This is a genomic window from Marinobacter mobilis (assembly GCF_900106945.1).
Lineage (GTDB): Bacteria > Pseudomonadota > Gammaproteobacteria > Pseudomonadales > Oleiphilaceae > Marinobacter > Marinobacter mobilis.
In genome coordinates this window covers 45577-68928 of sequence record NZ_FNNE01000010.1, presented here as the reverse complement: position 1 = coordinate 68928, position 23352 = coordinate 45577, and the positions used below count along the sequence as shown (strand labels likewise).

The window sequence follows — 23352 nt, the reverse complement described above, 5'->3', positions numbered from 1 at the left end:
AGTATTTATTTAATGATAACCATTATCAATAGGGAAAGGGAAGAGGCCGGGGCAGTGTTGGCGAGGGCGCTGCCCTCTAGCCGAGCCAGCCTGAGGCGGTGGCGGCCTGCCACAGCAGCCGCAAGGCCAGCGCGGTCAGCAGCAGGTTGAACACCTGATTGAAGCGCCGGTTACTGATTCGCTTCAGCACATGCAGGCCCAGCCAGGTGCCCGCCAGGCCAAAGGCGACCATGGCCAGGATAAAGCCCAGCCACTGCGGGAACACGAAGCCCGCCACACCAAACACCAGGGCCTTCGGTGCGTGCTGCAGGACCATCGCCATGGCAAAGGTGGCGATGGTGGTGAAGCGGTCACGGTGAATCTGCTTGATAAACGCGGCCACCAGCGGGCCGGTGGCACCCACGAACAGGCTGACAAAACTGGTCAATGCGGCGGCAATGAAAATGCCAGGCTTGCCGAAGGCCATGCCCGGCAGCCCGGGGCCCCAGCACAGGTAGAGCACAAACAGGGCGATGGTCAGCTGCCAGACCTGTTCCGGTAAATCGACCAGCAGCCAGGCCCCGATCCCGGCACCGACCACGACACCGGGGGCGAACGCGGCAATGACACGCCAGTCGACCTTGCGCCAGGTCATCACCGCACGGCCCCCGTTGGAACCGAGCTGCACCAGGCCATGGACTGGAATGATCGCTGCGGGGGGAACCCACATGGCCATCAGTACCAGCAGCAGCACCCCGCCACCGGCGCCAAGGCTGGCGGTGATCATGGAGGTCAGGGCGGAACAGAACAGCAGGACCAGAGCGGTGGTGACGCTGAGGGCGTCCGGTAGCAGGGCAAAATCCACAGTCACTCCTGGTATGGGTCAGCCACCGGGGCTGTGACAGAACGCATCGTCGTTGAGGCGAGGCGTTGCGCACAGAGCCTCTGTGGCCAGCTGGACATCGGCCACGTAATACAACGAAGCCAGCCCGAGGCGGTCGCGCCCGAGGTTATGGTAGATCATGCCGAAGGCGATGTCGCCGGCGCTGAAACGGTCATGGTGGCGGGCAAAGTAATCGGCAGGCCCGGACAGTTCCTCGCTGCTGAGCAGGGCCTGCACTCGCCCTGCCCCGCCATGGTAGGCCTGGATCAGCAGCAGGGTGAACAGGCGCTGTTTTTTGTCGTCCGGCAGCTCACCGAAACGTGCCTCAAAGGCCGGCATCAGATTGCGGGCGTTCTGGTTCATCAGCTTGAGGGCGCAGTCGATCTGCGCCAGCCGGTGCCAGTAGTTGCTGGCACTGATGCCGCAGTCGCTGAGGGCCGAGGTCGAGAGCTGGAGAATGCCGCGGGCATTGGCGCTGGAGTGGGCCTGGGCCTGTCCACCGCTTTCGATCAGCAGCTGCCCTGCCAGGTACCGGGGCAGTTCCGGTGGCAGCTGCAGGCGCTGTTGGGATAGCCGGGTCTGGTAGATCAACATCAGGGCGTCGTGCAGCGGGCCGGGGTTGTCCCGGCTGCGGTAGATGATGTCGTCCCAGCTGCCCCAGATCCGGTCACTTTCGTCACTGCCCAAGTAGCGGTTGATGGCCTCGTTGAGGTCGACATGGGGCTGGTCACAGGCGAGGGCAAAGGGGTATCCGGTGACGTCGGCCGCACCGGCGATCCAGTTGTCGGTCTTGCCTCGTCGGGCCATGGAGGCCCTGGCCTCGTTCAATCGTTGCTGGGTGCCGATACGGGACACGCCGTTGTCGATGTAGCCGAGGAACTGGCCACGGCGGTTGAACAGAATATGGCGGTCAGAGTCCGAGCAATAGCCGGATTCGCCCAGCACCCAGCGGCGGATGGTGACGATGTTGCTGTAAACACCCTGGCTTTCCCAATAGGGTGAATCCCGCACCACGGACATCCAGCCTGCGCTATTGCCGGGTTCCGCCAGCAGCGGGCTGCACATCCAGAGCAGCAGGGCTGGCACCAGTCGTCGGAAAATCGGGTTCATGAATGGGATCCTGAAGGTTCACGCCACCATCCGCATCGTAGCCAGTGTGGGCGCTGGCGTCCATGCCGGGCTTCAGGTCAGTGGCCTGATGAATCCTTTTTTAATCCGTCAGTTGCGGTATTCTTGGCGGTCAACGCCGAATTTACGATGCCGGAACCGCCACCATGAAAGAATCCGAATACCTGCGCCTTGACGCTACCGCCCTCGCCGACCTGATCCGCCGTGGTGAAGTCAGTCAGCAGGAAGTCTGTGACACGGCCATTCGCCGGGCTGAGTCGGTCAACGGGGTGATCAACGCGATCTGCCAGCCTCAGTACGACCAGGCGCGATCGCAGAGTCCGGCCCATGGTCAGGCATTTTCCGGCGTGCCGTTCCTGCTCAAGGATCTTGCTCAGGAGCAGCAGGGCGAATGGTGCTCCTACGGCAGCCGCGGGTTTCGCGGCAACATCGCCAGCCAGGATTCGGAGTTTGTCCGTCGCAGCCGTATCAGTGGCCTGGTGTTTCTGGGGCGAACGGCAACCCCGGAGCTGGGTCTGAAGGCCGTTACTGAATCCCGGTTGTGGGGCCCTACCCGCAATCCGTGGAACCGCAACCTGACCCCCGGCGGCTCCAGCGGTGGGTCCGGTGCCGCGGTTGCAGCGGGTATTGTGCCCATGGCCGGTGCCAATGACGGTGGTGGTTCGATCCGAATCCCTGCGGCCTACAACGGACTGTTCGGCCTGAAGCCGTCACGGGGACGGATTTCCGTTGGCCCCCACTCAGGTGAGGCCTGGACCGGTGCGTCCACCGATCATGTGGTTAGCCGAACCGTGCGTGACAGCGCCGCCATGCTGGATGTGCTGGCCGGCCCGGCAGCGGGCGATCCATTCCAGATTCCGGCCCCGTCGTCGCCCTATGCCGAACTGATGCAGCAGAGCCCGCGCCCGCTCAAGATCGGGCTGTTTACCAAGTCACCTTACGGTACCGCGGTGGACCCTGCCTGTGTGGAGGCGGTGGAAGCGACGGGGCGCTTGCTGCAAAGCCTGGGGCATGTGGTGGAATATGCCCAGCCGTCGTTCGACGGTCCGGCACTGGCCCGCAGTTATCTGGGACTTTATTTTGGCGAAGTTGCCGCCGCCATGGATCGGGCTGCCGACGAGTGGGGGGCAAAAGACTCCGACTTTGAGCTGGATACCCAGCTGTTGGGAATGCTCGGGCGGACCCTGCCCTTGCCGGATTACGTGCGCATGCGCCAGGGCTGGAACCGCTTTGCCCGTGCTCTGGGCAGTTTCTTCGGTGAATATGACCTTTACCTGAGCCCCACCACCGGTCAGCTGCCGGCGAAAATCGGTGAGCTGGCCACGCCTTCGCACCTGCAACTGGTGGCGCGGCTGATGTTGCTGCTGAAAGCCGGGCGACTTCTGCACCGGAGTGGGCAGGTGGAACACCTGGCGATGGAGAGCCTGGCCCGTACGCCGTTTACCCAGCTCGGTAACCTCACCGGCACCCCGGCCATGTCGATGCCGCTTCACTGGACCGGTGATGGCCTGCCCGTGGGGGTGCAGTTTGGCGCCCGCCACGGCGATGAGGCCACCCTGCTGCAGTTGGCGGCGCAGCTTGAGGAAGCCGCGCCCTGGTTCCATCATTATGAGCGTCTGGAACAGCTCGCCTAAGCTGCTGTTCATAAGCGACTTTTGAATAAGGTTGAGGTTTGCCGTTTATCTTTGCTTGGGTAACACGCTATGCTGAAGGCAGGGAGCGTGTTCCCTTCCTACCTGATGGCATCGAGGAGGCGAGTGTACGATGAACCAACCGATGGCAATCGAAGAGCTGGTATCCGTTGCACAGGCAGAGGCCATGGGAGAGCTGGACGCTCCGATGATGGCGATTGTGCTGTCCGGCGACCAGAGCTATGACCTTCCTATCAATTCACTGGAAACTGATGCCGACAAGGCGCGCTGGGGGTTGATCCTCAGGGCTGCCCGTGAGCATGTTGAAGCGGATGCGGTGGCGTTGCTGTATCCGGCCTGGACCACCATCCGCAATAAACCCGAAGCCGCGGTCGCAACCAGCGAAGCCAGCAACGATGACGAGGCTGCCTCGCCTATCGACACCCTGTTTGTGCAGCTGCATACCCGTGACCGCATATACTGGCGTGGCTTTGAACAGATCCGCGATCCCCGGCACCAACGCATCATTGGTTTCCGCGGCATTCACGCCCTGTTCTCCGACTATGAACGGGGCCAGGAACCGAAAGTCACCGAGTGGCTCACCACCCTGTTCGAGCCGTTGCCCTGTGATGGCGAGGAAACCGATGTAGATCGCGAACTGGCCCTGCTGCTGGACGAAGAACCGGAAGTCAGCGCCGCCCTCTATCCCCGTCAGATGCGGGCCCTGCACTGATCTGACCACCCCCGGCAATCTGATCCTGCGACAGGTCAGATTGCCGCTGTTCGCTCCGCCACCCAGAACAGGCTCGTGCCGATGATGGCGACCAGCACGGCTGGCACCGCCGCCTCACGATACCAGCGCCGCTGGCCCATCAGGTACAGCAACGGAAAGGTCACCGCCAGAACCAGCAGCTGGCCAATCTCGACACCGATATTGAACCCTGCCAGCGCGGCCACGGTTTGTGTGGTGCCTGCGGTCAGTTCTGCCAGTACGCTGGCGAATCCGAAACCGTGAATCAGGCCAAAGCCAAAGGCGAGTTTCCAGCTCTTTTCACCAAGAACCGGCCACCTGATATTGAGGGCTGCGAGGGCGACAGACAGGGCGATGATAATTTCGACCCAGGCGATGGGCGGAGTGACGACCTTGAACACAGCCAGCGCCAGCGTGATGGAGTGTGCGACGGTGAATGCCGTGACGATGGCCGCCAGGTCTCGTAATCCCGACAGGAAACGGTTGTCGCTGGCACTGGATGGGGCGCGGGCGCTGATCAGTGTGGCGGGGAGCATGATCACCAGCAGGAACAGCAGGTGATCCAGTCCGATCAACAGGTGGATTATGCCCTCATAGAGAAAGCTGACCAGAGTGGACCAGACCGGAGACGTCGGTGCGTCCAGGGTCAGGCTACGATGCTCGGGAGTGAGCGCGGTCAGGCGTATGTCTCCGTCCTGGTTCACCTGAAGGAGCCCCCGGTGGAGCCCATCCTGGTCAAACAGCGCGTGGTACTGCAACGTTGACGGTAGGGCGTTGCCGGGGCAGTCCAATTGGAACCGGGTTGCCGCATAGGGGCCATCACTGTGGCGGGTTAGCCCCCATTGCCGTGCGATCAGCTGGCAGCGGGCCGTGGAGGCCAGCACCGTCAGGTGCGATTGCAGGTAGTTAAGAATGTCCGGGCGGGCCAGGCGCAATTCTTCGCCAGTAACCTGGCGGTCACGATTCTGGTCCAGCGGTATCACCAAGGCCAGATCTCTCAATGCCAGCTCGACCTGCAGGGTCGCGGGCTCGTTTGCGCCCAGGTCGAGGTAGAGAAAGCCGTCACTTGCCTTGTGAGCGTAGGCGCGATCCGCTGAAATCAGCAGAATCAAAAGCGGGAGAAGCCGGAGTATTTGCATGTGATCAGCCCTCATCAGCCGGGCGGCCAAACCGGGCATCGGTCTGGCCGTTGCGATCAAGCCAGGTGAATACGTCGCCCACGGTGGGGGTGTCCCCGGCGGCCCGGGCCGTGCGAAGGAGCAGGCGGGTGTCCAGCGGTTCACGCTGTTCCTGCCAGTTGAGGCGGGCCTGCTCCAGGGCCGGTAAGTACTCGAAGGTTACGTCCAGCAGAAAACGGGCGTAGTCCCTTCGGTGAAGCAGGTTGCCACGCCAGAGTGCCTCCTCAAACCGTTGCTTCAGGCTGTCGATGAGAGCCTCGGCTTCCCGGGAATGCTGCAGACGAGTCAGGGCAATTGCCCGCAACACAGCCAGTGAATCCACATCGGCGTAGCCGGCGGTCAACTCAAGCGCCTCATCAAAGCGCTGGTGCTGAATCAGCCAGTCGGTGGCCAGGGTTCTGGTGTAGAGATCGTTCGGATCCAGGTCCAGTGCCCGGTGCCAGTGATCAAGCGCGACCTCCTCTCCCAGCTGCGCAGCAATCTCTCCCAGCGTCCCTTCGGTCCAGGCCTGGATGCCGGGGCCCTGCGACGGAATCGATCGGAGCATCACCTGCAGGCGTTGGTAGGCCATGGCGGGCTGGCCGGTTCTGGCCTGTACCTGGGCCAGGCAGTTTTGCGCCACAAGATCATGGTATTGGCGCTTCAACTGCTGGCAGGCCTGGTTCGCCGCCGGGTAGCGGCCCTGAACCAGCTCCAGGTTGGCCAGAGTCAGCGTTGCCTGACGGTAGTTTGCTGGCGAGGGTGTGTCCTCCAGGACCCTGAGAAGATCGGTCCGGGCCTGGTCAAACTGATGCAGGCTCTGGTTCAGGGTGGCCCGCAGTATCATCAGACGATGATCGATGGCGGACTCAGGCCAATCCTGCAGTTGGGTCATGGCATACCCCAGATATCGGGGATCACCGCTGCTTCGCGCCTGTTGCAGCAACGTCTGAACTTGGTCCGCCAGCCCCCGGGAGGTGCCAGGTCTGACGGCAAGAGGTGGTGTTTCGGGTAGCTCGATTAATACCTGGCTATCGGCGAAGTCAGTGTCAATGTCCGTGGGGGTGGCGAGCGCCATGGTTGCAGCCATAACGCCACCGATACCGATGGCGAGCCTGACAGCCCTGGCGACAGCCTGGCGGGTTAAACCCGCCAGGCTGGTATGGCCACGCTTAGAACAGCTCATCGTAGGCATTTGGATTGCTGCCATCGTTAAAGCTGAAATTGATCGCGTTGACGTCCGTCGGCAGGCGCCGCTCGGAGTTGTTGGCGAGCTCTGCTTTAACAAACGCTGTGAAGTCAACGGTAGGCGTCAGGGCCCCGGCTGAGTCATTACTGCTGCTTGAGCAGCCGGCCAGTGACGTCGCGAAGACGGTGATACAAAGCGTCAGGATACGATAGTTCATGGTCAACTCCTGCAGGATCAGATGGGCTGGTCATTGGGTGAGCCAGGTATCGGAGTGCTCAGGTATGGAAAGCTGCTCCGCAGTTCCGTGGGGTCGAGTTGCACGCCATCGGTAAAGGGCACGTCCTTGTTAGGAGCGTCCGTGGTGAGTGCGCCCATGACCACGCGCAGGGCGATATCGACAACGTCGTCAATGGGACGGCGGCCGTTTGGAAACCCTGCGTTATCTCCACCGAGTACGCCGAGGTCTGATTGTGTGCCTGCTGGTGTTGCGGGGATTTCCGGGTTCAGTCGCAGCATTTCAGAGGCGGTGACGCCCTGAGGCTGGTTGAGGTCAGGCACACCGGTCAGGAAGGCCGTGACCAGGTCGTTGCGCGGGAAGGTGTTGGGTGCCTCGGCTCCGGCTCCGGAAAACAGGATTTCCAGCAGCTCCGGCAATGTCGGGTGGGTGACGTAGGTCAGGAACTGACCGTCATCCCCGGGATTGGAGGCGTTGAAGGCATCCTTGTCCTTGAGCCCGATGACGACTTCGTTGACCAGAGGCATGCCCAGTCGTGATACTTGTGCAAAGGCCCCGCCTTCGATGGTCGCGCCTTTGTCATTGGCGTTTGGCGCGGGGTTGATGACTCTTGCCTGGCGCAGGCTGGCGGTGGTCCAGGCGCCAATGACTGACTGTCCGGAGGCCGTGGCGGCGGAACCGGTCAGGCAATCAGTGGATACTTCCAACGCGAAGCTGGTGACGTTCTTGTCGGCGAGATCACCCGCCCCTTCGCCATTGCGTGGCCCCAACGGATTGGTGTTGACCAGATCGAAAATTTCGCCAAGGTTCACGGCAAACGCCTCCTTGCGTTGCCCGACGAACACACGTCCGGGAACGCTGCAACCAGGAATGGCGATGTCGTGGATATGTTGATCGGCATAGCTGGCGTAGTCCGGGAAAGACTTGGCCCCGATGTTATCCAGAGGCTTTCGGAACGCCTCGGTACCGGTGCTGATGTTGGTCGCCACCTGGGGGGCGCCGCGGCGGTTGCCATAGATCACGCTGACGGAGTATTGCTGACGAACCTGGACATTGCCGTCGACCGACGCGTCTCCGATGTTTTTCAGCGGCACTGAAACCAGTTCCTCACTTCCGCTCTCGCCGACCGCGAGCTGAAGGTCGTTGAATACATCCGTGAACTGGAACCGGTACGTGATCTCCTCCTGGGCATCACCGTCGTTGTCGATGTGAATCTCGTATATGGCGTCGGTATCCAGGTCAAAGTAATTGGGGCCGCCATAGGCATCCTGCAAGGGCAAGTAGTTGGCAATCAGGGTAACGAAGCCATCCCGGCCCGATTCATAACTGCGGAACATGTAAAAGTCTGTGCCGTCTGCTTTCGGGATCTCCGTAATGAAGGGGGCTTCGCGATGGCTGGAGCCATGGCTGAGGCCGGCAGTCACCGCCAGTCCTGCTGCGGTGAACAGTACGCCGGCCTTGTTGAGGTAGCTTTTCATTTGTCATTCCTCATCTATTGTTAGAGTTGCCTAAGACATACGTGCGGAGCGCTTCGGCAGATGCACTTTTTTTCGTCCGGGCTGGCTGGACGCATCCAAAAGAGGCTTTGGCCCGTATTATCTGATGCCGCACATAGGCGGAGTCACTTACCAGGGAGATAACATGGCAACGTATGAGGTGGACCAGGACCATCTGCTGCGACTGCTGGCGGCAGTTGCCCAGCAGGATCGGCGGGCGTTTGAAGTCCTGTATGAAAAGATGTCCTCGCGCATGTTCGGGTTGTGCCTGAAACTCTGCGGTCAGCAGGATCTGGCAGAGGAGGCGCTGCAGGACAGTTTTGTCAGGATCTGGCACCACGCAGGCGAGTACCATCAGGATCGGGGCGCACCCCAGAGTTGGATGCTCAGCATTGCCCGTTACCGGACCCTCGACCTGATCCGTGCGCGCAAGGTACGTCAGGGAGGCGGTGAGGCGACGCCAGAGGCGTTGCATGACGAGCGACCAGGCCCCCTTGATGAGTCGCTGATGGTGTCTGGTGCGGCGGCACTCAACGGTTGCCTGGAAGAACTCAGCGACAGCCAGCGTGACAGCATTCTGTTGTCCTATTACCGCTGCCTGACCCACGAGGAGCTGGCAACCGCGCTGGACACCCCCATTGGCACGGTCAAGAGCTGGATACGCCGTGGCCTGATGGCGCTCAAGAGGTGTCTGGAACGATGAAAAAAACACCGGAACGGATTGAAAAACTGGCGGCGGAATACGTGCTCGGTTCACTCAGGGGACCCGCCCGACGTCGATTTGAACGCTGGATGATGGAGTCCGGCGCGGCGCGTCGGGAAGTCTGGTACTGGGAACAGAAACTGGGCAGCCTCTCGGACCGGGTGGAAGAAGTTCAGCCACCCCGTCGGGTCTGGGAGGGCATAAACCAGCGTTTGTGGCCACAGCAGGCGGCCCCGCAACGGGGCGAGTCAGGCCGGCGTGGCGGTTTGTGGTTGCTGGGTGGCTGGAGCGCGATGGCCACTGCAGCGGTGCTGGTACTGGCGGTGGTGCTGTTGCAACAGCCTGCGCCGGAAGCCTTCCGGGTGATGACCGGAGCCATTGTTGAAGAAAATGTCGCCGATCCACTGTGGCTGGTGACGGAGGCGGATCATCAGCGAGAACTCAGTCTGAGGCCGGTGGCGGCGCGGGCGGCAGAACAGGGCAAGGACTATGAGCTGTGGGTGCTGCCGGATTCCGGGCCGGCCATCTCACTGGGGGTGGTGCCGGTGGGCGAGGTCTATCGGGTGACGCTGGATGAGGCCACGCGTCAGGCCTTGCTGGAAAGTCAGACCCTGGCCATTACCCTGGAACCGAAAGGCGGCTCTCCAACGGGGGTTGCCACCGGTCCGGTTCTTTACGTCACCAGGCTCTACGAGCTATGAACCGAGGCCGCGGGGTGGGTGTTGCCGGCCCCGCCCCGGTTTTCTCCAGGATTGTCTCTCAGCCACGGCTGGAAAGGATGGTCAGACAGAGCTGGGCGTTCTGCAGAAAATGGCTGAACGCCGCCAGCTGGTCCTCGGAGGGTTCCGGGGTCGCGCCCGCGTTATCGGCGTAGAACATGCCGACCAGCCGGCCATTGGCGAGCAGGGCGCCGGTTAAGGCCGGAACCTTGCCCAGCCAGCGGTCCTCGCTGATGCCGACGGCGCCTGGGGTTGGCACATAGCGGGTCGCTGCGCCGTGGGGCAGCAACCGGCCAAGCGCCCCGGTGCCATCCCTCCGCAGAACAAAGCAGTCCTTCCATTGCTCGGTACCCGGACCCGCCAGCTTGCGCGGTGTCAGGGTCTGGCCGGAACGGTCACTCATCAGCAAGGCCACCCGTTTCATGCCAATGGCACGATGAATACCTTCGGTAATCAGCTGACAGACCTCATTGATGTCGGGCTTTTCAGTCAGGATCCGGGTCAGGTCCCGGAGGATCTCCAGCTGTAGGGACGGGTCTCGGATCGGCGCCGGTTGCTGGGGCTCCGTGCCCTCCGCAGGCCGGGCGCCGGGCATCAGCTCGGTAATCTGGGGTATGCCCAGGGACACCGCCATCTTGGCGGCTTCGCCGGCATTGACTTTGAGCTGGTCGCGAATGGCCGACGGGGACTGTCCGGTATCTGTGGCCAGCGCATCCAGCAGGCGGTCCATGTCGGCCCCTCGCCAGCCCTGCTCCGAGACCCGGGCCATTTCCACCGAATGGCGGACCAGGCTGGTGGCGGGGGATTTTGCCTGCCCCGGTGCCACCACATCGCGAATGAACGGCCCCAGTGACCAGGCTTCCACCAGGCCGCGGGTAATCTCGGTGAAGGTGCAGTGCAGCACGGCTTTCTGGCTTTCCACCTCGGCCTCACCCTGCTCCAGCCGCTGCTCGAGCTCGTCGGCCTGCTCGGTCTCACAGGACCAGAACGCCAGCTCGCCAATGTTCATCAGCAGGGCGCCGATAAACACCTCTTCCAGGGCGTGCTCGTTTCGCCGGGGCAGCAGGCAGCGGGCCTGGACCGCGCCATGCAGTGCCCTGGCCAGGCATTTCAGCAGGTAGGGCCGTTTGCTGCGCTTGAGGAGGGTGTCTACCACCAGCGAGGAAATGGCCATGGCCTTGACGGCATCGAAGCCGATCAGGGTGATGGCGCGGCTGACCGTGCTGACCTGGGTGCGGGTCTGGTTGTAGAACACGGTGTTCGACAGCCGCAGCACCTGGGAGGTCAGCTGGGCGTCGTTGAGGATGACCTTGGCCAGCTCGTTGACAGTGCTGTTACTGCTCTCGGTCAACTCGTTGATGTTCTGCAGGGTATTGGCCAGCACCGGCAATTCGACTTTGCTCAGGTAGGCCACCCAAGCTTGGGTGGAGGTCATCCGTGATGGTGTTGAATCGGTGTTGGCGGTCAAGAGGCTTAGGTTCCGGATTGATGATGGATTGGTGGCAGCTTTCCCCAGTCTAGTCGAGGTGGTGGTAATTCGTCAGTGTCCTATAGTGGCATTTAACAACATCAAACCTTTGGGATGAAACGTATAATCCTTCGCTTTTAAACGCTGCACTCACAAGGCTGCTCCGTGATTGAATTTGATCAGGTCCAGAAATCGTATCAGGTGGGCGGCCGGGCGATCCCCGCACTGCATGCCACGAGTATGACCATCCAGGCAGGCGAGGTATTCGGGATTGTCGGTCATTCCGGCGCCGGAAAGTCTACCCTGGTTCGTCTCATCAACCTGCTGGAACGCCCCAGTGACGGGCGCATCCGCGTCGACGGTGAAAACATCACCGACTACGGTGCCGATGAACTGCGGGCATTGCGCCGCAAGGTTGGAATGATTTTCCAGCATTTCAACTTGCTGTCGTCCAAGACCGTGGCCGACAACATAGCCTTCCCGATGAAGCTGGCGGGCAACTACAGCCGCGCGGAGATCACCAGTCGGGTGGCGGAGTTGCTGGCCCGGGTTGGCCTCGGTGACCACGCTGACAAGTATCCTTCGCAGCTGTCCGGTGGCCAGAAACAGCGGGTGGGGATTGCCCGTGCGCTGGCTTGCCGACCGGCGATCCTGTTGTGTGACGAAGCGACCAGTGCGCTGGATCCGCAGACCACCCAGTCAGTTCTGAAACTGCTCGCGGACATCAACCGGGAACTGGGTCTGACCATCGTGCTGATCACCCATGAAATGGATGTGGTGCGCCGGGTCTGCGACCGGGTGGCGGTGATGGACGCTGGTCGTGTGGTGGAGATGGGCTCGGTCAGCGATGTGTTCCTGCACCCGCAACACCCCACCACCCGGGATTTCGTGTTTGAGAGTGAAAACATCGATCGCAGCGAAATGCAGCAAGACCTGGCCCAGGCTGAGGGACGTATCCTGCGCCTGACGTTCCGTGGCGAGGCTACCTATAAACCGCTGCTGGGTCAGGTTGCGCGGGACTCCGGGGTGGATTTCTCAATTCTCTCCGGCCGTATCGACCATATCAAGGACACCCCTTATGGCCAGCTCACCCTGTCGCTGGTGGGTGGTGATCTCGGGGTTGCGATGTCGGCGCTGGAAGCCGCAGAAGTTCATGTGGAGGTGCTGCGCTGATGGAAGATTTACTGACCAACGTCGACTGGCTGGAAATTGGCTGGGCCAGCTGGGACACCCTGGTGATGGTGGGGTTGTCGCTGCTGTTCAGTGTGCTGATAGGCCTGCCGCTGGGGGTGTTGCTGTTCCTCACCGGAAAGCGCCAGTTGCTGGAGCAGCCGGCGGTGTACTCGGTGCTGTCGTTTCTGGTGAACGTACTGCGTTCGGTGCCTTTCATTATCCTGCTGATCGTGATGATCCCGGTGACGGTGATGATTATCGGCACCTCGCTCGGGGTGGCCGGCGCTATCCCGCCACTGGTCGCCGGTGGCGCGCCGTTCTTTGCCCGACTGGTGGAAACCTCGCTGCGTGAAGTTGACCGGGGCATCATCGAGGCCACCCAGGCGATGGGCGCAAATGTCCGCCAGATCATCTTCGGCGCACTGCTGCCGGAGGCCATGCCAGGCATCATTGCGGGTGTTACGGTGACGGCCATTACCCTGGTTTCCTACGCGGCCATGTCGGGCGTGGTCGGGGGTGGTGGTCTCGGCGATCTGGCGATCCGCTTCGGTTATCAACGATTCCAGACCGACGTCATGGTGATTACGGTGGCGTTACTGGTGATTTTTGTACAGTTGCTGCAGATGGCCGGAGACCGGCTGGTGCTGCATTTCAGCCGTCGCTGATGGCGACCGGAATTCAACAAGAGGTAACGACATGAAACTGAAGAACCTGCTGGTGGCAGTGACCGCCTTCGCCGCTTTCTCTACCGCCCAGGCGGCTGAAGAACTCAGCATTGCTGCGACGGCAGTACCCCACGCTGAAATCCTGGAGTTCATCAAGCCGCAACTGATGGACGAAGGTGTTGAGCTGAACATCAAGGTGTTCACCGATTACGTCCAGCCCAATATCCAGGTCTCCCAGGAGCGTATGGACGCCAACTTTTTCCAGCATCAGCCATACCTGGATGAATTCAATGCCGGCCGTGGCACCCGTCTGGTGAGTGTGACTGGTGTCCATATCGAGCCATTCGGAGCTTACTCCCGCAAGGTTGAATCTCTCGAGGCCCTGGAAGACGGCGCCAAGGTCGCCATTCCCAACGATCCGACCAATGGCGGTCGGGCTCTGTTGCTGTTGCAGCAGGCCGGCCTGATCACCCTGGAAGATGCCAGCAAGATCACCGCCACGCCGCGGGACATTGCCGAGAACCCGAAGAACCTGGATTTCTTCGAGCTGGAAGCGGCTACCCTGCCGCGGGTGCTGGATCAGGTCGATCTGGCGCTGATCAACACCAACTATGCCCTGGAAGCAGGCCTGAATCCGGCCGAAGATGCCCTGGTGATCGAGGGTGCGGAGTCGCCTTACGTCAACATCCTGGTGTCCCGCGACGATAACCGGGCTTCGGCGGCCATGCAGAAGCTGGCGGACGCGCTGACCTCCGAGGCGGTGCGTAGCTTCATCGCCGAGAAATACAGCGGCGCGGTGGTTCCGGCGTTCTGATTGCAGTACCCGAGGGTGCCGGCCGGACTGCTGGCACCCTCAGTTAATTTCCCGTATTTTTTCGTAATTTCTGCATGAAATTCGTCATTTTCCTGAAATTTCTGCAATTTCACCGATTTTTCCATGTCGCCTTTTGCCCGAATGATCTGTTTTTGACCAAACTGACCGGGGTCCCGGCAGTAGTGTCATAGAACATGACGGGTTGTCAGTTGTACAAAGAAGGTCCCAAACCAATAACAAGTCAGGGACACCTCATGAATACCCTCATTCGTCACCGTAAGCACGTGCGCAGGTTACCCGCGTTCGCCGCCTTGGGTCTGCTGCTGCTTTCCGCATCGGCCATGGCAGGCTGGTTTTCCAGTGCCGCGCCCCAGTCCGGGCAGCCGCAATCCGTGATCTTTGTTGGCAATAACTGGGAAGGGATGATTGATGTCATCGACGCGGGCAGTTACGAACGGATCGGGCGCATCAACGGGATTCCGGACAAACGCCAGCGGATGACCGAGATCGTCCTTGATCCGGTGCGGCTGATCTATTTTCAGGCCATTCGTAACCTGATTGGCGAAGGCAACGACCAGTACGTGGACGACATGTACAGCACCCCCGACGGTCGTTTGCTGATTGTCTCCCGGCCGAGTTTCGCCGATGTGGTGGCGATCGAGATTGCCAGCGGTGACATCGTCTGGCGTTTCCCGGTCGCGGGCTACCGCTCTGACCACATGGCGTTGTCACCAGACGGTACTCAGGTCGCGGTCTCTGCATCCACGGGCAAGGTGGTGCATATCCTTGATGTTCAGACCGGCACCGAGCTGGGTCAGTTTCCGACCGGAGATTCACCCCACGAAAACGTCTACTCCAGCGACGGTGAAAAAATCTACCACGCCAGCATTGGTCACGTGTTCACCCCGCTGGATGACAACCTGGCCGATGTCAGCAAAGGGGAGCGGATTTTCCAGATCGTCGACGCCAACAGCCTTGAGGTGCTTGAGCGCTTTGATTTCGCCGATAAACTCGCCGCGGCCGGCTACGACGATCTGAGCCCGGCCATCCGCCCGATGGCTCATACGCCGGATGAACGGTTCTTCTACTTCCAGCTGTCGTTCTTCCACGGGTTTGTGGAATACGACATGGAAGCGGGACAGGTCACCCGTCGGGCGAGTCTGCCCAATCTGGTCCCGGACCTGCCCCGGGAGCAGTACGTCAATGACTCCGCCCATCACGGTATTGCCATGAACCGTAAGGGCGACACCCTGTGCGTTGCCGGAACCATGAGTGACTATGTGGCGATCGTGTCCCGAGAGACCTTTGCCTACGAATTGCTGACCGGTCTTGGTGAGAAGCCTTACTGGGTTACCAGTGATCGCGCTGGCGAGCACTGCTACATTTCGTGGAGCGGTACCGACCAGATGTCGGTGATCAACTACCGCAGCGGTGAGGAAATCGCCAGGGTCGACGTGGGGGACCACCCCCAGCGGATTCGTGAAGGCCGTGTGCCGGCGGGCTGGTCGTCGAGCTATTGATCAAGAGCAGGAAAAAAAGGCGGGCCAGGGTTGGCCCGCCTGTCAGCATGAACAGGTGATGCCTTAACCGGCCTGACGCTGTCGCTCAAAGTGTTCCCGGGTGAGCTGGAATACCACCGGGCTCAACAGCAGCAGGGCGATCAGGTTGGGCAATGCCATCAGCGCATTGAGGGTATCGGCCAACAGCCAGATAAAGCCCAGGTCGGAGGTGGCGCCGAAGTAGATCGCCACGACCCAGAGCACCCGGTAGGGCACGATGGCTTTCACCCCGAACAGGAACTCCACGCAACGCTCGCCGTAGAACGACCAGCCCAGAATCGTGGTAAAGGCGAAGATGGCCAGGGCAATAGCCACGATGTAATTGCCGATACCGGGCAGCGCCTGGGAAAACGCCATCGAGGTGAGTGACGCGCCTTCCGCACCGGAGGTCCAGGTGCCGGAGCTGATGATCACTAACCCGGTGATGGTGCAGATGATGATGGTATCAATAAAGGTGCCGAGCATGGCCACCATGCCTTGTTTGACCGGGTTGTGGGTTTGCGCCGCCGCGTGGGCGATGGGGGCGGAGCCAAGACCGGCCTCGTTGGAGAAGATACCGCGGGCGACACCAAAGCGGATGGCTGCCCACAGTGCGGCGCCGGCAAAGCCCCCTTGTGCAGCGATGGGGCTGAAGGCATGTTCAAACACCAGTGCCAGGGCTTGGGGCAGTTCGGCGGCGTTGATCGCCAGCACCACCAGGCCGGCGATCAGGTAGGAGATCGCCATCAATGGCACCAGCGCGCTGGCGACGTGACCGATGCGGCGGATACCGCCAATCAGTACCAGCCCCACCAGCACCATCAGGATGACGCCACTGAGCCAGTGAGCAATATTGAAGTTGGTTGCCAGGACGTCGGCCACGGAATTGGCCTGTACCGTGTTACCAATACCGAAGCCGGCGATGGCGCCAAAAATAGCGAACAGCACCCCCAGCCAGGCCCATTTGGCTCCCAGACCATTCCGGATGTAATACATAGGCCCGCCGACATGGGCGCCGCGTTCGTCCACTTCACGAAAGCGCACGGCCAGTACCGCCTCGGCATACTTGGTGGCCATCCCCACCAGGGCTGTCAGCCACATCCAGAACAGGGCGCCGGGGCCGCCAAGGAAAACGGCGGTGGCGACGCCGGCGATGTTACCGGTCCCTACGGTGGCGGAAAGTGCGGTCATCAGAGCCTGGAATGGCGGAATCTCGCCTTCCTCGGCGGCCCCGGAGCGGCCCTGCCACATCAGCTTGAAGCCGCTGCCCAACCGCAGGATGGGCATGAACCTGAGACCGATACTGAGGAACAGGCCGACCCCCAGTATGAGCACCAGCATGGGCGGCCCCCAGGCCAGTGCGTTGATATCGCCGACAAAGTTTTTGATGGCTTCCATGGCATCCTCCCAAGGGAACGTGGATTCAGGGTTGAGACACTTTAGAGTCTAGGAGCAAAAAGTCGTTTGTACACCGCGGTTTGCCAATGTGACGCGAGACTGGGCAGAACAGTGATTGGATTATTCGGCGATCGGCGTAAGCTGAGTGGATGACCTGACAGCAACCTGAAAGAGAGGTGCCATGACTGCCCCGCAGATTTCCACCGTTACCGCCAATGGTCTGTCGTTCTGCGTTGAAACCCGTGGTGATCCCCAGGGTGAGCCGGTGATTTTTATCATGGGGCTTGGCGCGCAGATGACCCTGTGGCCGGAGGCATTGCTGGATGCCTACGCCCGCGAAGGTTACCGGGTGATCCGGTTTGATAACCGCGACATCGGTTTGTCCAGCCATCTTCAGGAGCGGTTACAGGGCCATCCGCTGACGGTCATGGCCCGTCATCGCCTTGGCCTGACTGTCGACGGTCCCTATTCCCTGTATGACATGGCCGCCGACGTTCGTGGGCTGATGAAGGCGATGGGGTTGGAGAGCGCCCATCTGGTGGGGGTTTCCATGGGCGGCATGATCGCCCAGCTGGTTGCGTCCACCTGGCCGCGGCAGGTGCGGTCGCTGCTGTTGATCATGACGTCGACCAACAGCCCGCGTCTGCCAATGCCGAAGCCTCAGTTGATCGTACGATTGGCGGGTATGGGGCCCAAAGGCCACGATGAGGCCTCGGTGGTGGAGCGCGGTGCCGATTTCTGGCGGGCCATCCAGAGCCCCGGCTACCCGGCCGATGAGGGGCGGATCCGCGAGCGCATCGCCAATGAGTTCCGGCGTAGCTATCACCCGGCCGGTATTCTGCGGCAAACCCGGGCGATCCTGGCCACCGGCAGTCTGTCGACGCTGACCCGCCGCATTACCTTGCCTACGACGATTGTGCATGGCACCGACGATCCCCTGGTGCGCCCGCAGGCCGCCCGCCAGCTTGCCTATTTGCTCCCTCACGCCCGTCTTGAGCTGATCAAGGGTATGGGGCACGACCTGCCAGAGCCCTTGTTGCCCCGGTTCGCCGAACTGGGTCTGGAAATGGCGGAGGCCAAGGCATCGCTGATTTAAATCCGGCTTTCTGTTTTGCCGGCTTTTGCCTATGTTTAAAGAAAGACACCGGCCATTTTGACTCCCGCACAGCGAAGAGCCGGAGTGGCGTTACAGGAGGTTCATGACCATGCGCTCACTGAAAGTATCGGACGTGATGTGGAACCATATCGAGCCTATCCGCTGCGGGGCGCCGCTGACGGCAGTGGTCAAGGTGCTGCTCAGCAATCATGTCAGTGGTCTGCCGGTGGTGGATGACCATCGCAAGGTGCTCGGGTTTGTTTCCGAGCAGGACTGTATTCATGCCCTGTTGGTCAGCACCTATCACTGTGAAGGGGATCCGATTGTGGATGACGTGATGTACCGCACGCCGGTGACCGTCAGCCCTGAAATGGCCGTGGTGGATCTGGCCCAGAACCTCGGGGCCGGCAAGCCCAAGGTGTATCCGGTGGTTGATCATGATCGTCTGGTTGGGATCGTGACCCGTACCGCTATCCTCAAGCAGTTGGCCAGCTCCGGCTGTGGTGTGGAGCTGCCGCGCTACGCTGAGGCAGAGTAGGCCCTATAGGCCGGGGGTTGCTCCGCCGCTGGCACGCCGTCTCACTAACCGGTTACCGGGTGCGCCGGCGCCTCCAGCGGGGCCGCCTGCTTCATTGAAATCCCCACAATAGTCCGAAATCCATCGACGGCATGATCTCCGGCATTTCGACCGCACGAATGTTGAACTCCAGTTCGCTGCAGTCGCGCTGGAAGCTGCCAGGGTAGCGGTCGCCCTTGGCGCCGATGATGGCCTGGACAAACGGACCAGTCAGGCGCACCGGCCGGCGGGTGACCACGGCCACCTCATTGTTGGCGAGCCGCACCAGACACCCGGGCGGGTACGGCGTGAGGGCGTCCAGCAGTGCCTTGCCGATGTGTGGCCGGGCATCTCTCCTGGACTGCTCCAGAATCGCCTTCTGGGCATCGCTGACACTGCGACGATCACGGTAGGCGCGGCGGGTGATCATCGCAATGTAGTGCTCCGCGTAGGACAGCACCTGCGCCTCCGGCAGTATGTCCACGCCGGCGAGACCGTTCGGGTAGCCGCTGCCATCACTGCGCTCATGATGCTGGAGGATGATGTCCAGCAGCAGCCCGTTGTTGATACCGGCCTTCTTCAGTGCTTCCACGCTCCGCTGGGGGTGGAGGTGGATCACGTTGCGCTGCTCCTCCGACAGGCTGCGGGGAGAGGCGTTGAGCTTGTCGAGGAATCTCAGCAGCGCAATATTGGCGGTCAGTGCGGCGGCAACCAGCACCGAGATTCGTCGTTCATCAAGCCCCATTTCGGTGGCCACAAAGTGGCAGATGATGGCGTAGAACAGGGTTTGCTCGTACGCGGTGGGCTCGACGGAGTACAAATGCACGAGGGCCAGACAGGGGTCGGGGGCCTCACGACAGATTCGCTCCACCAGCCGACTCAGGCCGAGCAGGCGCTTGAGGGCACTGTCTTCCTGGCTGGTAATGGCGGCCAGGGTGGTTTCGAGGGTTCGCAGCAGGGTCGGGTAATCGGTAAACGGGTTGCGTGCGCGGGAGTCGTCAAACGCTTCCGGCTCTTCTTTCCGGTCCCGTTTGCGGGGCTCAAACAGGCCGCGCTCGAACAGCTGTTCGAGCTGGGATTCTGTCTGGATTACATAGCCCTGCCGCAACAGGACCTTGCCTTCGGAATCGAAGACGGTCCAGGGGAGAGGTTTGCCGACAACAAGTGCTCCCGGTGCTACACGGACAAGGTTAGGCAAGGACATAGTCTGATTGTGTGAAATTCCCGCCAGTTGATGACACTTATTATAGTTTTCCCTAACGAACCGCGACAGCGGGCGGGGTGCCTTTGTCCCGGGTGGGTATGGCGGTTACTTTACCCGATCAGACCGGCTCCAGATAGGGGCAAGGCAACCCTTCAATGGTGAACTCTGAATAAAGTGTCATTTTGTGGTGCAGGCAGCTTTTTCGGCGGGTATTTGAGCTAAGCTACGACATTACGCCCGAAGCTGCCCTGCGATGACAGGTTGCATCCGGGGCCTGGCCTGCCGAGGAGTTGGTGGGCCTAAGTCATTGACCGCCAAACAAATAATAAGAATGGATGCTCCGGTATGTATTACCGACTACGTCATAACTTTCGTCTTTCCATCATTACCCTCCTCGGCGCCAGCGCCGTGCTGGGAATCACTCCGTTTGCCGTTTACCGCTTCTGGCAGGGCAATGTCTCTGCGGGCATCGCCGATTCGGGCATCCTGCTGAGTATTTGTGTGGCGGTGGTGTATGCCTGGCGTAGTGGCGACACCGACCGTGCAGGCTTCGTGCTGGCTCTGGTCGCTGGCGGAGGGGGCGTCACCGTCGCCACCCTGTTGGGTGAGGTTGGCCTGTTCTGGCTGTTTCCCTCACTGATCACCAACTTTTTCCTGACATCGGCATTGGTGGCGGTGCTGGTCAACCTCGGTGCGTTGGCGTTCCTGATGGTCCAGGGTGTGGCGTTTTCTTCCCAGGAGCAGATGTGGTCATTCGTGACGACGGCGGTGGTGGTCAGTTGTTGTGCCTATGTTTTCGCCCTGCGCAATGACAGCCAGCGGGAGCGGTTGGAGCATCTGGCGACAATGGATCCGCTGACCGGGGTGCATAACCGCCGCTCCATGGATCAGGAGCTGGCCGCGGCGGTCCTGGCGAAGCAGCGTAATGGCGCATCCTACGCCCTGGTGGTGCTGGACCTCGACCATTTCAAGCGCATCAACGATGACTTTGGCCACAGTGTCGGGGATCAGATCCTGATCGCCTTTGTGGATGTGCTGATTACCCATATCCGCAAGTCGGACCAGCTGTTTCGGTTTGGTGGCGAGGAGTTCGTGCTGCTGATGCCGGGTGTTGACCACAATGGCCTCGAGGTGGTCATGGCGAACCTTCAGCGGAGTTTGCGGCGGTCACTGAAAAGCCCCGCCGGCTGCCCGGTGACCGCGTCGCTGGGTATTGCCCTGCTGCAGGAGGGCGAGGATGCCGACCACTGGATGGCACGGGCCGATGAGGCCCTCTACCAAGCCAAGTCCAATGGCCGTGACTGCATTATCTACGCTGACGCACTGGCAGAAGCCGTGGGTTGAGGGGCAAAGAAAAACAGCCGGATGCCAAGCAGAATGCTGGCCGATGCCAGGCCACTGGTCAGCCCGACCCAGAAGCCGGCCGCGCCCATGGCGGGGGTGAGCCAGTGGGTGAAGGTCAGCACATAGCCTAAGGGTAATCCCAGTCCCCAGAATGAAAACAGCATAATCAGCATCGGTATGCGGGTGTCCTTGTAACCCCGCAAGGCACTGATGCAGGTGACCTGGATGACATCGGCAATCTGGAACAGGGCGGCGAAGGTGAGCAGGCTGACGCTGACCGCCTGGACCTTGCTGTCGCTGGTATACAGGCGGGCAATGGCTTCCGAATTGAGAACCAGCAGGGTTGCGTAGACCAACGCCACAGCGATGGCCAGGATCAGCGAGCTGCGGGAAATCAGCCGGGCGGTGTCCGGAGCACCGGCGCCGAGCAGGAAACTCACCCGCAGGGTCAACGCCAGCCCCAGGCTGAGGGGCAGCATAAACAGCAGCGAGACCACATTGAGAGCAATCTGGTGGCCAGCCACCACCACCGCTCCCTGCGGCGTCAGAAACAGGGCAATCACCGAGAACATGCTGGCTTCGACAAAGATGGTGAAGCCGATGGGCACTCCGATCCTGAGGATGTAGCCGATATCGGCCAAGTGCGGGCGGCACCAGTCGGCAATCAGATGAAAACGGCGATAGCTCGTGCTGCGGTTGAGGTAGATCAGCAGGGCGATGGCGGCGACGCCGTTGGACAGCGAGGTGGCCCAGCCGCAACCGACGCCGCCCATCGCAGGTAACCCCAGCTTGCCATAGATGAAGATGTAGTTGAGCGGCAGGTTGAGCAGGGTGCTGAGTACCGAAAACGCCATGATCACCTGGGTGTGGCCGAGGCCGTCGGTCAGACCCCGCAGGGCGGTCATCAGCAGCAGCGCCGGAACGCCCCAGGAAAAGGCATTGAGATAGCCCTGAGTGATGCCTGCGGTATGGCTGTCCATTTCCAGCAATGCCAGTACCGGGTGGACCTGGGTGAGTAGCGTGATCATGATCACGGCGGCGCCGGCGGCGATGTACAGCCCCTGCCAGGTAACCGGCATGATGCGATCCAGCTCACCACTGCCGCGGTAGCCGGAGATGATCGGCTGCATGGCCTGCAGTAGCCCCATGAACATCAGAAATAGCGGCATCCACAGGCTGCTGCCGATGCCGACCGCGGCCAGGTCCTCGGCGCTGGCGTGGCCGGCCATCACGGTGTCGATAACGCCGTTGGCCATCTGCGCCAGCTGTGCAATCAGGATCGGCGCACCCAGCAACGACAGGGTTTTCCACTCGCTGAGGGTCCGTTGCAGCAGGGGCTGACGGGCCTCGGGAATGGGCTGATGGTTCTCGTCCAGGGTGTGCACTGTGTCCGTTCCGTTTGACTCAAGGGGTTGAAAAACAGCAGGAATGGTAACCTGTGGTGGATACATACGTGCATAAGGGAAGATGCTTGTGGATAATACCCGGTCTGTCACCGTTCTGACATCAATCTGACATTGGCGCAGGTCGCCCCGATCAGACCGTGCCAGATCACGTAGTCATTACCGGAAGTCAACATGCTGAGCCCTGAAGCCCTGGCCGTACAGGCCGCCCTGATTGAGCGTGGACTGGAAACACCGCTGAAAGAGAATGTGCTCGACCGAGACCAGAAAGTGGAGCGCATCAGAGATCTTATGGCTCAGGTGGTGGCCACCCTGGGGCTCGACCTCAACGACGACAGCCTGGCGGATACACCGGCCCGCATCGCCCGCATGTACGTGGACGAAGTCTTCTCTGGTCTGGACTACCGGCACTTTCCCAAAATCTCCCAGATTGAAAACAAAATGGGTGTGGATGACATGATCCGCATCCGCGATATCGAGGTGCTGAGCACCTGTGAACACCACTTTGTCACCATTGATGGTAAGGCCCGGGTGGCCTACATTCCCGGCGACCGGGTGATCGGCCTGTCCAAGATCAATCGCATTGTGCGTTTCTTCGCGCAACGGCCCCAGGTCCAGGAACGCCTGACCCATCAGATTCTCGTTGCCCTGCAAACCCTGCTGGGGGTTGAGGATGTGGCCGTCCAGATCGACGCCACTCACTACTGCGTCAAGGCCCGTGGGGTGATGGATGGCGGTTCTGCCACCGAGACCGTCGCGCTAGGCGGAGCGTTCAGTTCCGACCAGAACCGGCGGCGGGAATTTCTCGCGGGCTGAGGCGGC

At 61.1% G+C, this 23352-nt stretch carries 22 protein-coding genes; 12 read left to right on the top strand and 10 right to left on the bottom strand.

Features of this window, described 5'->3' with window-relative positions:
• Positions 1 to 76 precede the first annotated feature (76 nt).
• Positions 77 to 844, bottom strand: a complete 768-nt coding sequence (locus tag BLV11_RS15240) for a sulfite exporter TauE/SafE family protein (protein WP_091816426.1) — start codon at positions 842 to 844, stop codon at positions 77 to 79.
• Positions 845 to 862: 18 nt separating this feature from the next.
• Entirely contained in the window at positions 863 to 1972 is a 1110-nt protein-coding gene (locus BLV11_RS15235; protein ID WP_091816422.1) for a lysozyme family protein, read from the bottom strand.
• Between the two features lie 164 nt (positions 1973 to 2136).
• Between BLV11_RS15235 and BLV11_RS15230 the strand changes: the two genes are divergently transcribed.
• Both BLV11_RS15230 and BLV11_RS15225 read left to right on the top strand, forming a co-directional pair.
• Entirely contained in the window at positions 2137 to 3624 is a 1488-nt protein-coding gene (locus BLV11_RS15230) for an amidase (RefSeq protein WP_091816418.1), read from the top strand.
• 130 nt (positions 3625 to 3754) lie between these two features.
• Positions 3755 to 4354, top strand: coding sequence for a hypothetical protein (locus BLV11_RS15225; protein WP_091816415.1), 600 nt, complete (start codon positions 3755 to 3757; stop codon positions 4352 to 4354).
• A 35-nt stretch (positions 4355 to 4389) separates the two neighbouring features.
• Here the strand turns inward: BLV11_RS15225 and BLV11_RS15220 are convergent, their stop codons facing one another.
• Genes BLV11_RS15220 through BLV11_RS15205 form a run of 4 tightly spaced genes read right to left on the bottom strand, consistent with a single transcriptional unit; the run spans position 4390 to position 8431 of the window.
• Positions 4390 to 5511: a HupE/UreJ family protein gene (locus tag BLV11_RS15220; protein WP_091816586.1), complete on the bottom strand. Its 1122-nt coding sequence runs from the start codon at positions 5509 to 5511 to the stop codon at positions 4390 to 4392.
• Positions 5512 to 5515: 4 nt separating this feature from the next.
• Positions 5516 to 6715 (bottom strand): tetratricopeptide repeat protein, encoded by a 1200-nt coding sequence (locus BLV11_RS15215; RefSeq protein WP_245726052.1) that lies wholly within the window; start codon positions 6713 to 6715, stop codon positions 5516 to 5518.
• Positions 6702 to 6935, bottom strand: a complete 234-nt coding sequence (locus BLV11_RS15210) for a hypothetical protein (RefSeq protein WP_091816412.1) — start codon at positions 6933 to 6935, stop codon at positions 6702 to 6704. The genes BLV11_RS15215 and BLV11_RS15210 overlap by 14 nt, the downstream gene beginning before the upstream one ends.
• A 17-nt stretch (positions 6936 to 6952) precedes the next feature.
• Positions 6953 to 8431, bottom strand: coding sequence for a DUF4331 domain-containing protein (locus tag BLV11_RS15205; protein WP_091816407.1), 1479 nt, complete (start codon positions 8429 to 8431; stop codon positions 6953 to 6955).
• A gap of 163 nt (positions 8432 to 8594) precedes the next feature.
• On the opposite strand from BLV11_RS15205, the gene BLV11_RS15200 reads away from it, so the two are divergent.
• Both BLV11_RS15200 and BLV11_RS15195 read left to right on the top strand, forming a co-directional pair.
• The gene (locus BLV11_RS15200) at positions 8595 to 9152 is read left to right on the top strand and encodes a sigma-70 family RNA polymerase sigma factor (RefSeq protein WP_091816403.1); all 558 of its coding nucleotides are present in this window, start codon (positions 8595 to 8597) and stop codon (positions 9150 to 9152) included.
• Positions 9149 to 9853: an anti-sigma factor gene (locus BLV11_RS15195; RefSeq protein ID WP_091816398.1), complete on the top strand. Its 705-nt coding sequence runs from the start codon at positions 9149 to 9151 to the stop codon at positions 9851 to 9853. Before BLV11_RS15200 ends, BLV11_RS15195 begins: the two co-directional genes overlap by 4 nt.
• A gap of 58 nt (positions 9854 to 9911) precedes the next feature.
• On the opposite strand, the gene BLV11_RS15190 is transcribed toward BLV11_RS15195, so the two are convergent.
• A complete protein-coding gene (locus BLV11_RS15190) occupies positions 9912 to 11339 on the bottom strand; it encodes an HDOD domain-containing protein (protein ID WP_245726051.1) in 1428 nt (475 codons plus the stop codon).
• Between the two features lie 165 nt (positions 11340 to 11504).
• On the opposite strand from BLV11_RS15190, the gene BLV11_RS15185 reads away from it, so the two are divergent.
• The 4 genes from BLV11_RS15185 (at position 11505) to BLV11_RS15170 (ending at position 15511) form a co-directional block, all read left to right on the top strand.
• Entirely contained in the window at positions 11505 to 12512 is a 1008-nt protein-coding gene (locus BLV11_RS15185; protein WP_091816395.1) for a methionine ABC transporter ATP-binding protein, read from the top strand.
• Positions 12512 to 13177: a methionine ABC transporter permease gene (locus tag BLV11_RS15180; RefSeq protein ID WP_091816393.1), complete on the top strand. Its 666-nt coding sequence runs from the start codon at positions 12512 to 12514 to the stop codon at positions 13175 to 13177. Before BLV11_RS15185 ends, BLV11_RS15180 begins: the two co-directional genes overlap by 1 nt.
• Positions 13178 to 13208: 31 nt before the next feature.
• Positions 13209 to 13991 carry a MetQ/NlpA family ABC transporter substrate-binding protein gene (locus BLV11_RS15175; protein ID WP_091816390.1) on the top strand — a complete coding sequence of 261 codons (783 nt, stop codon included), beginning with the start codon at positions 13209 to 13211 and terminating at the stop codon, positions 13989 to 13991.
• A gap of 254 nt (positions 13992 to 14245) precedes the next feature.
• Positions 14246 to 15511 (top strand): YncE family protein, encoded by a 1266-nt coding sequence (locus BLV11_RS15170; RefSeq protein ID WP_217634582.1) that lies wholly within the window; start codon positions 14246 to 14248, stop codon positions 15509 to 15511.
• Between the two features lie 63 nt (positions 15512 to 15574).
• Here BLV11_RS15170 and BLV11_RS15165 read toward each other — a convergent pair whose 3' ends face one another.
• Positions 15575 to 16927, bottom strand: coding sequence for an alanine/glycine:cation symporter family protein (locus BLV11_RS15165; protein WP_091816387.1), 1353 nt, complete (start codon positions 16925 to 16927; stop codon positions 15575 to 15577).
• Positions 16928 to 17108: 181 nt separating this feature from the next.
• On the opposite strand from BLV11_RS15165, the gene BLV11_RS15160 reads away from it, so the two are divergent.
• Positions 17109 to 18023 (top strand): alpha/beta fold hydrolase, encoded by a 915-nt coding sequence (locus tag BLV11_RS15160; RefSeq protein ID WP_091816383.1) that lies wholly within the window; start codon positions 17109 to 17111, stop codon positions 18021 to 18023.
• A 109-nt stretch (positions 18024 to 18132) separates the two neighbouring features.
• Positions 18133 to 18561: a CBS domain-containing protein gene (locus BLV11_RS15155; RefSeq protein ID WP_091816573.1), complete on the top strand. Its 429-nt coding sequence runs from the start codon at positions 18133 to 18135 to the stop codon at positions 18559 to 18561.
• 91 nt (positions 18562 to 18652) lie between these two features.
• On the opposite strand, the gene BLV11_RS15150 is transcribed toward BLV11_RS15155, so the two are convergent.
• Positions 18653 to 19777 (bottom strand): HD-GYP domain-containing protein, encoded by a 1125-nt coding sequence (locus BLV11_RS15150; protein WP_091816568.1) that lies wholly within the window; start codon positions 19775 to 19777, stop codon positions 18653 to 18655.
• Positions 19778 to 20128: 351 nt separating this feature from the next.
• Here BLV11_RS15150 and BLV11_RS15145 point away from each other — a divergent pair, with 351 nt between their 5' ends.
• Positions 20129 to 21127, top strand: a complete 999-nt coding sequence (locus BLV11_RS15145) for a GGDEF domain-containing protein (RefSeq protein ID WP_091816380.1) — start codon at positions 20129 to 20131, stop codon at positions 21125 to 21127.
• Here the strand turns inward: BLV11_RS15145 and BLV11_RS15140 are convergent.
• A complete protein-coding gene (locus BLV11_RS15140) occupies positions 21094 to 22503 on the bottom strand; it encodes an MATE family efflux transporter (protein ID WP_091816565.1) in 1410 nt (469 codons plus the stop codon). The genes BLV11_RS15145 and BLV11_RS15140 overlap by 34 nt on opposite strands.
• A gap of 201 nt (positions 22504 to 22704) precedes the next feature.
• Between BLV11_RS15140 and folE the strand changes: the two genes are divergently transcribed.
• Positions 22705 to 23346, top strand: coding sequence for a GTP cyclohydrolase I FolE (folE, locus tag BLV11_RS15135; protein WP_091813201.1), 642 nt, complete (start codon positions 22705 to 22707; stop codon positions 23344 to 23346).
• Positions 23347 to 23352: the final 6 nt, after the last annotated feature.

Coding starts and splice junctions, on each gene's coding strand:
- BLV11_RS15230 (WP_091816418.1), top strand. CDS start 2,137: ATGAAAGAATCCGAATACCTGCGCCTTGACGCTACCGCCCTCGCCGAC.
- BLV11_RS15210 (WP_091816412.1), bottom strand. CDS start 6,935: ATGAACTATCGTATCCTGACGCTTTGTATCACCGTCTTCGCGACGTCA.
- BLV11_RS15170 (WP_217634582.1), top strand. CDS start 14,246: ATGAATACCCTCATTCGTCACCGTAAGCACGTGCGCAGGTTACCCGCG.
- BLV11_RS15145 (WP_091816380.1), top strand. CDS start 20,129: ATGTATTACCGACTACGTCATAACTTTCGTCTTTCCATCATTACCCTC.
- BLV11_RS15165 (WP_091816387.1), bottom strand. CDS start 16,927: ATGGAAGCCATCAAAAACTTTGTCGGCGATATCAACGCACTGGCCTGG.
- BLV11_RS15225 (WP_091816415.1), top strand. CDS start 3,755: ATGAACCAACCGATGGCAATCGAAGAGCTGGTATCCGTTGCACAGGCA.
- BLV11_RS15215 (WP_245726052.1), bottom strand. CDS start 6,715: ATGAGCTGTTCTAAGCGTGGCCATACCAGCCTGGCGGGTTTAACCCGC.
- BLV11_RS15180 (WP_091816393.1), top strand. CDS start 12,512: ATGGAAGATTTACTGACCAACGTCGACTGGCTGGAAATTGGCTGGGCC.
- BLV11_RS15235 (WP_091816422.1), bottom strand. CDS start 1,972: ATGAACCCGATTTTCCGACGACTGGTGCCAGCCCTGCTGCTCTGGATG.
- BLV11_RS15220 (WP_091816586.1), bottom strand. CDS start 5,511: ATGCAAATACTCCGGCTTCTCCCGCTTTTGATTCTGCTGATTTCAGCG.
- BLV11_RS15205 (WP_091816407.1), bottom strand. CDS start 8,431: ATGAAAAGCTACCTCAACAAGGCCGGCGTACTGTTCACCGCAGCAGGA.
- BLV11_RS15160 (WP_091816383.1), top strand. CDS start 17,109: ATGACTGCCCCGCAGATTTCCACCGTTACCGCCAATGGTCTGTCGTTC.
- folE (WP_091813201.1), top strand. CDS start 22,705: ATGCTGAGCCCTGAAGCCCTGGCCGTACAGGCCGCCCTGATTGAGCGT.
- BLV11_RS15200 (WP_091816403.1), top strand. CDS start 8,595: ATGGCAACGTATGAGGTGGACCAGGACCATCTGCTGCGACTGCTGGCG.
- BLV11_RS15175 (WP_091816390.1), top strand. CDS start 13,209: ATGAAACTGAAGAACCTGCTGGTGGCAGTGACCGCCTTCGCCGCTTTC.
- BLV11_RS15195 (WP_091816398.1), top strand. CDS start 9,149: ATGAAAAAAACACCGGAACGGATTGAAAAACTGGCGGCGGAATACGTG.
- BLV11_RS15155 (WP_091816573.1), top strand. CDS start 18,133: ATGCGCTCACTGAAAGTATCGGACGTGATGTGGAACCATATCGAGCCT.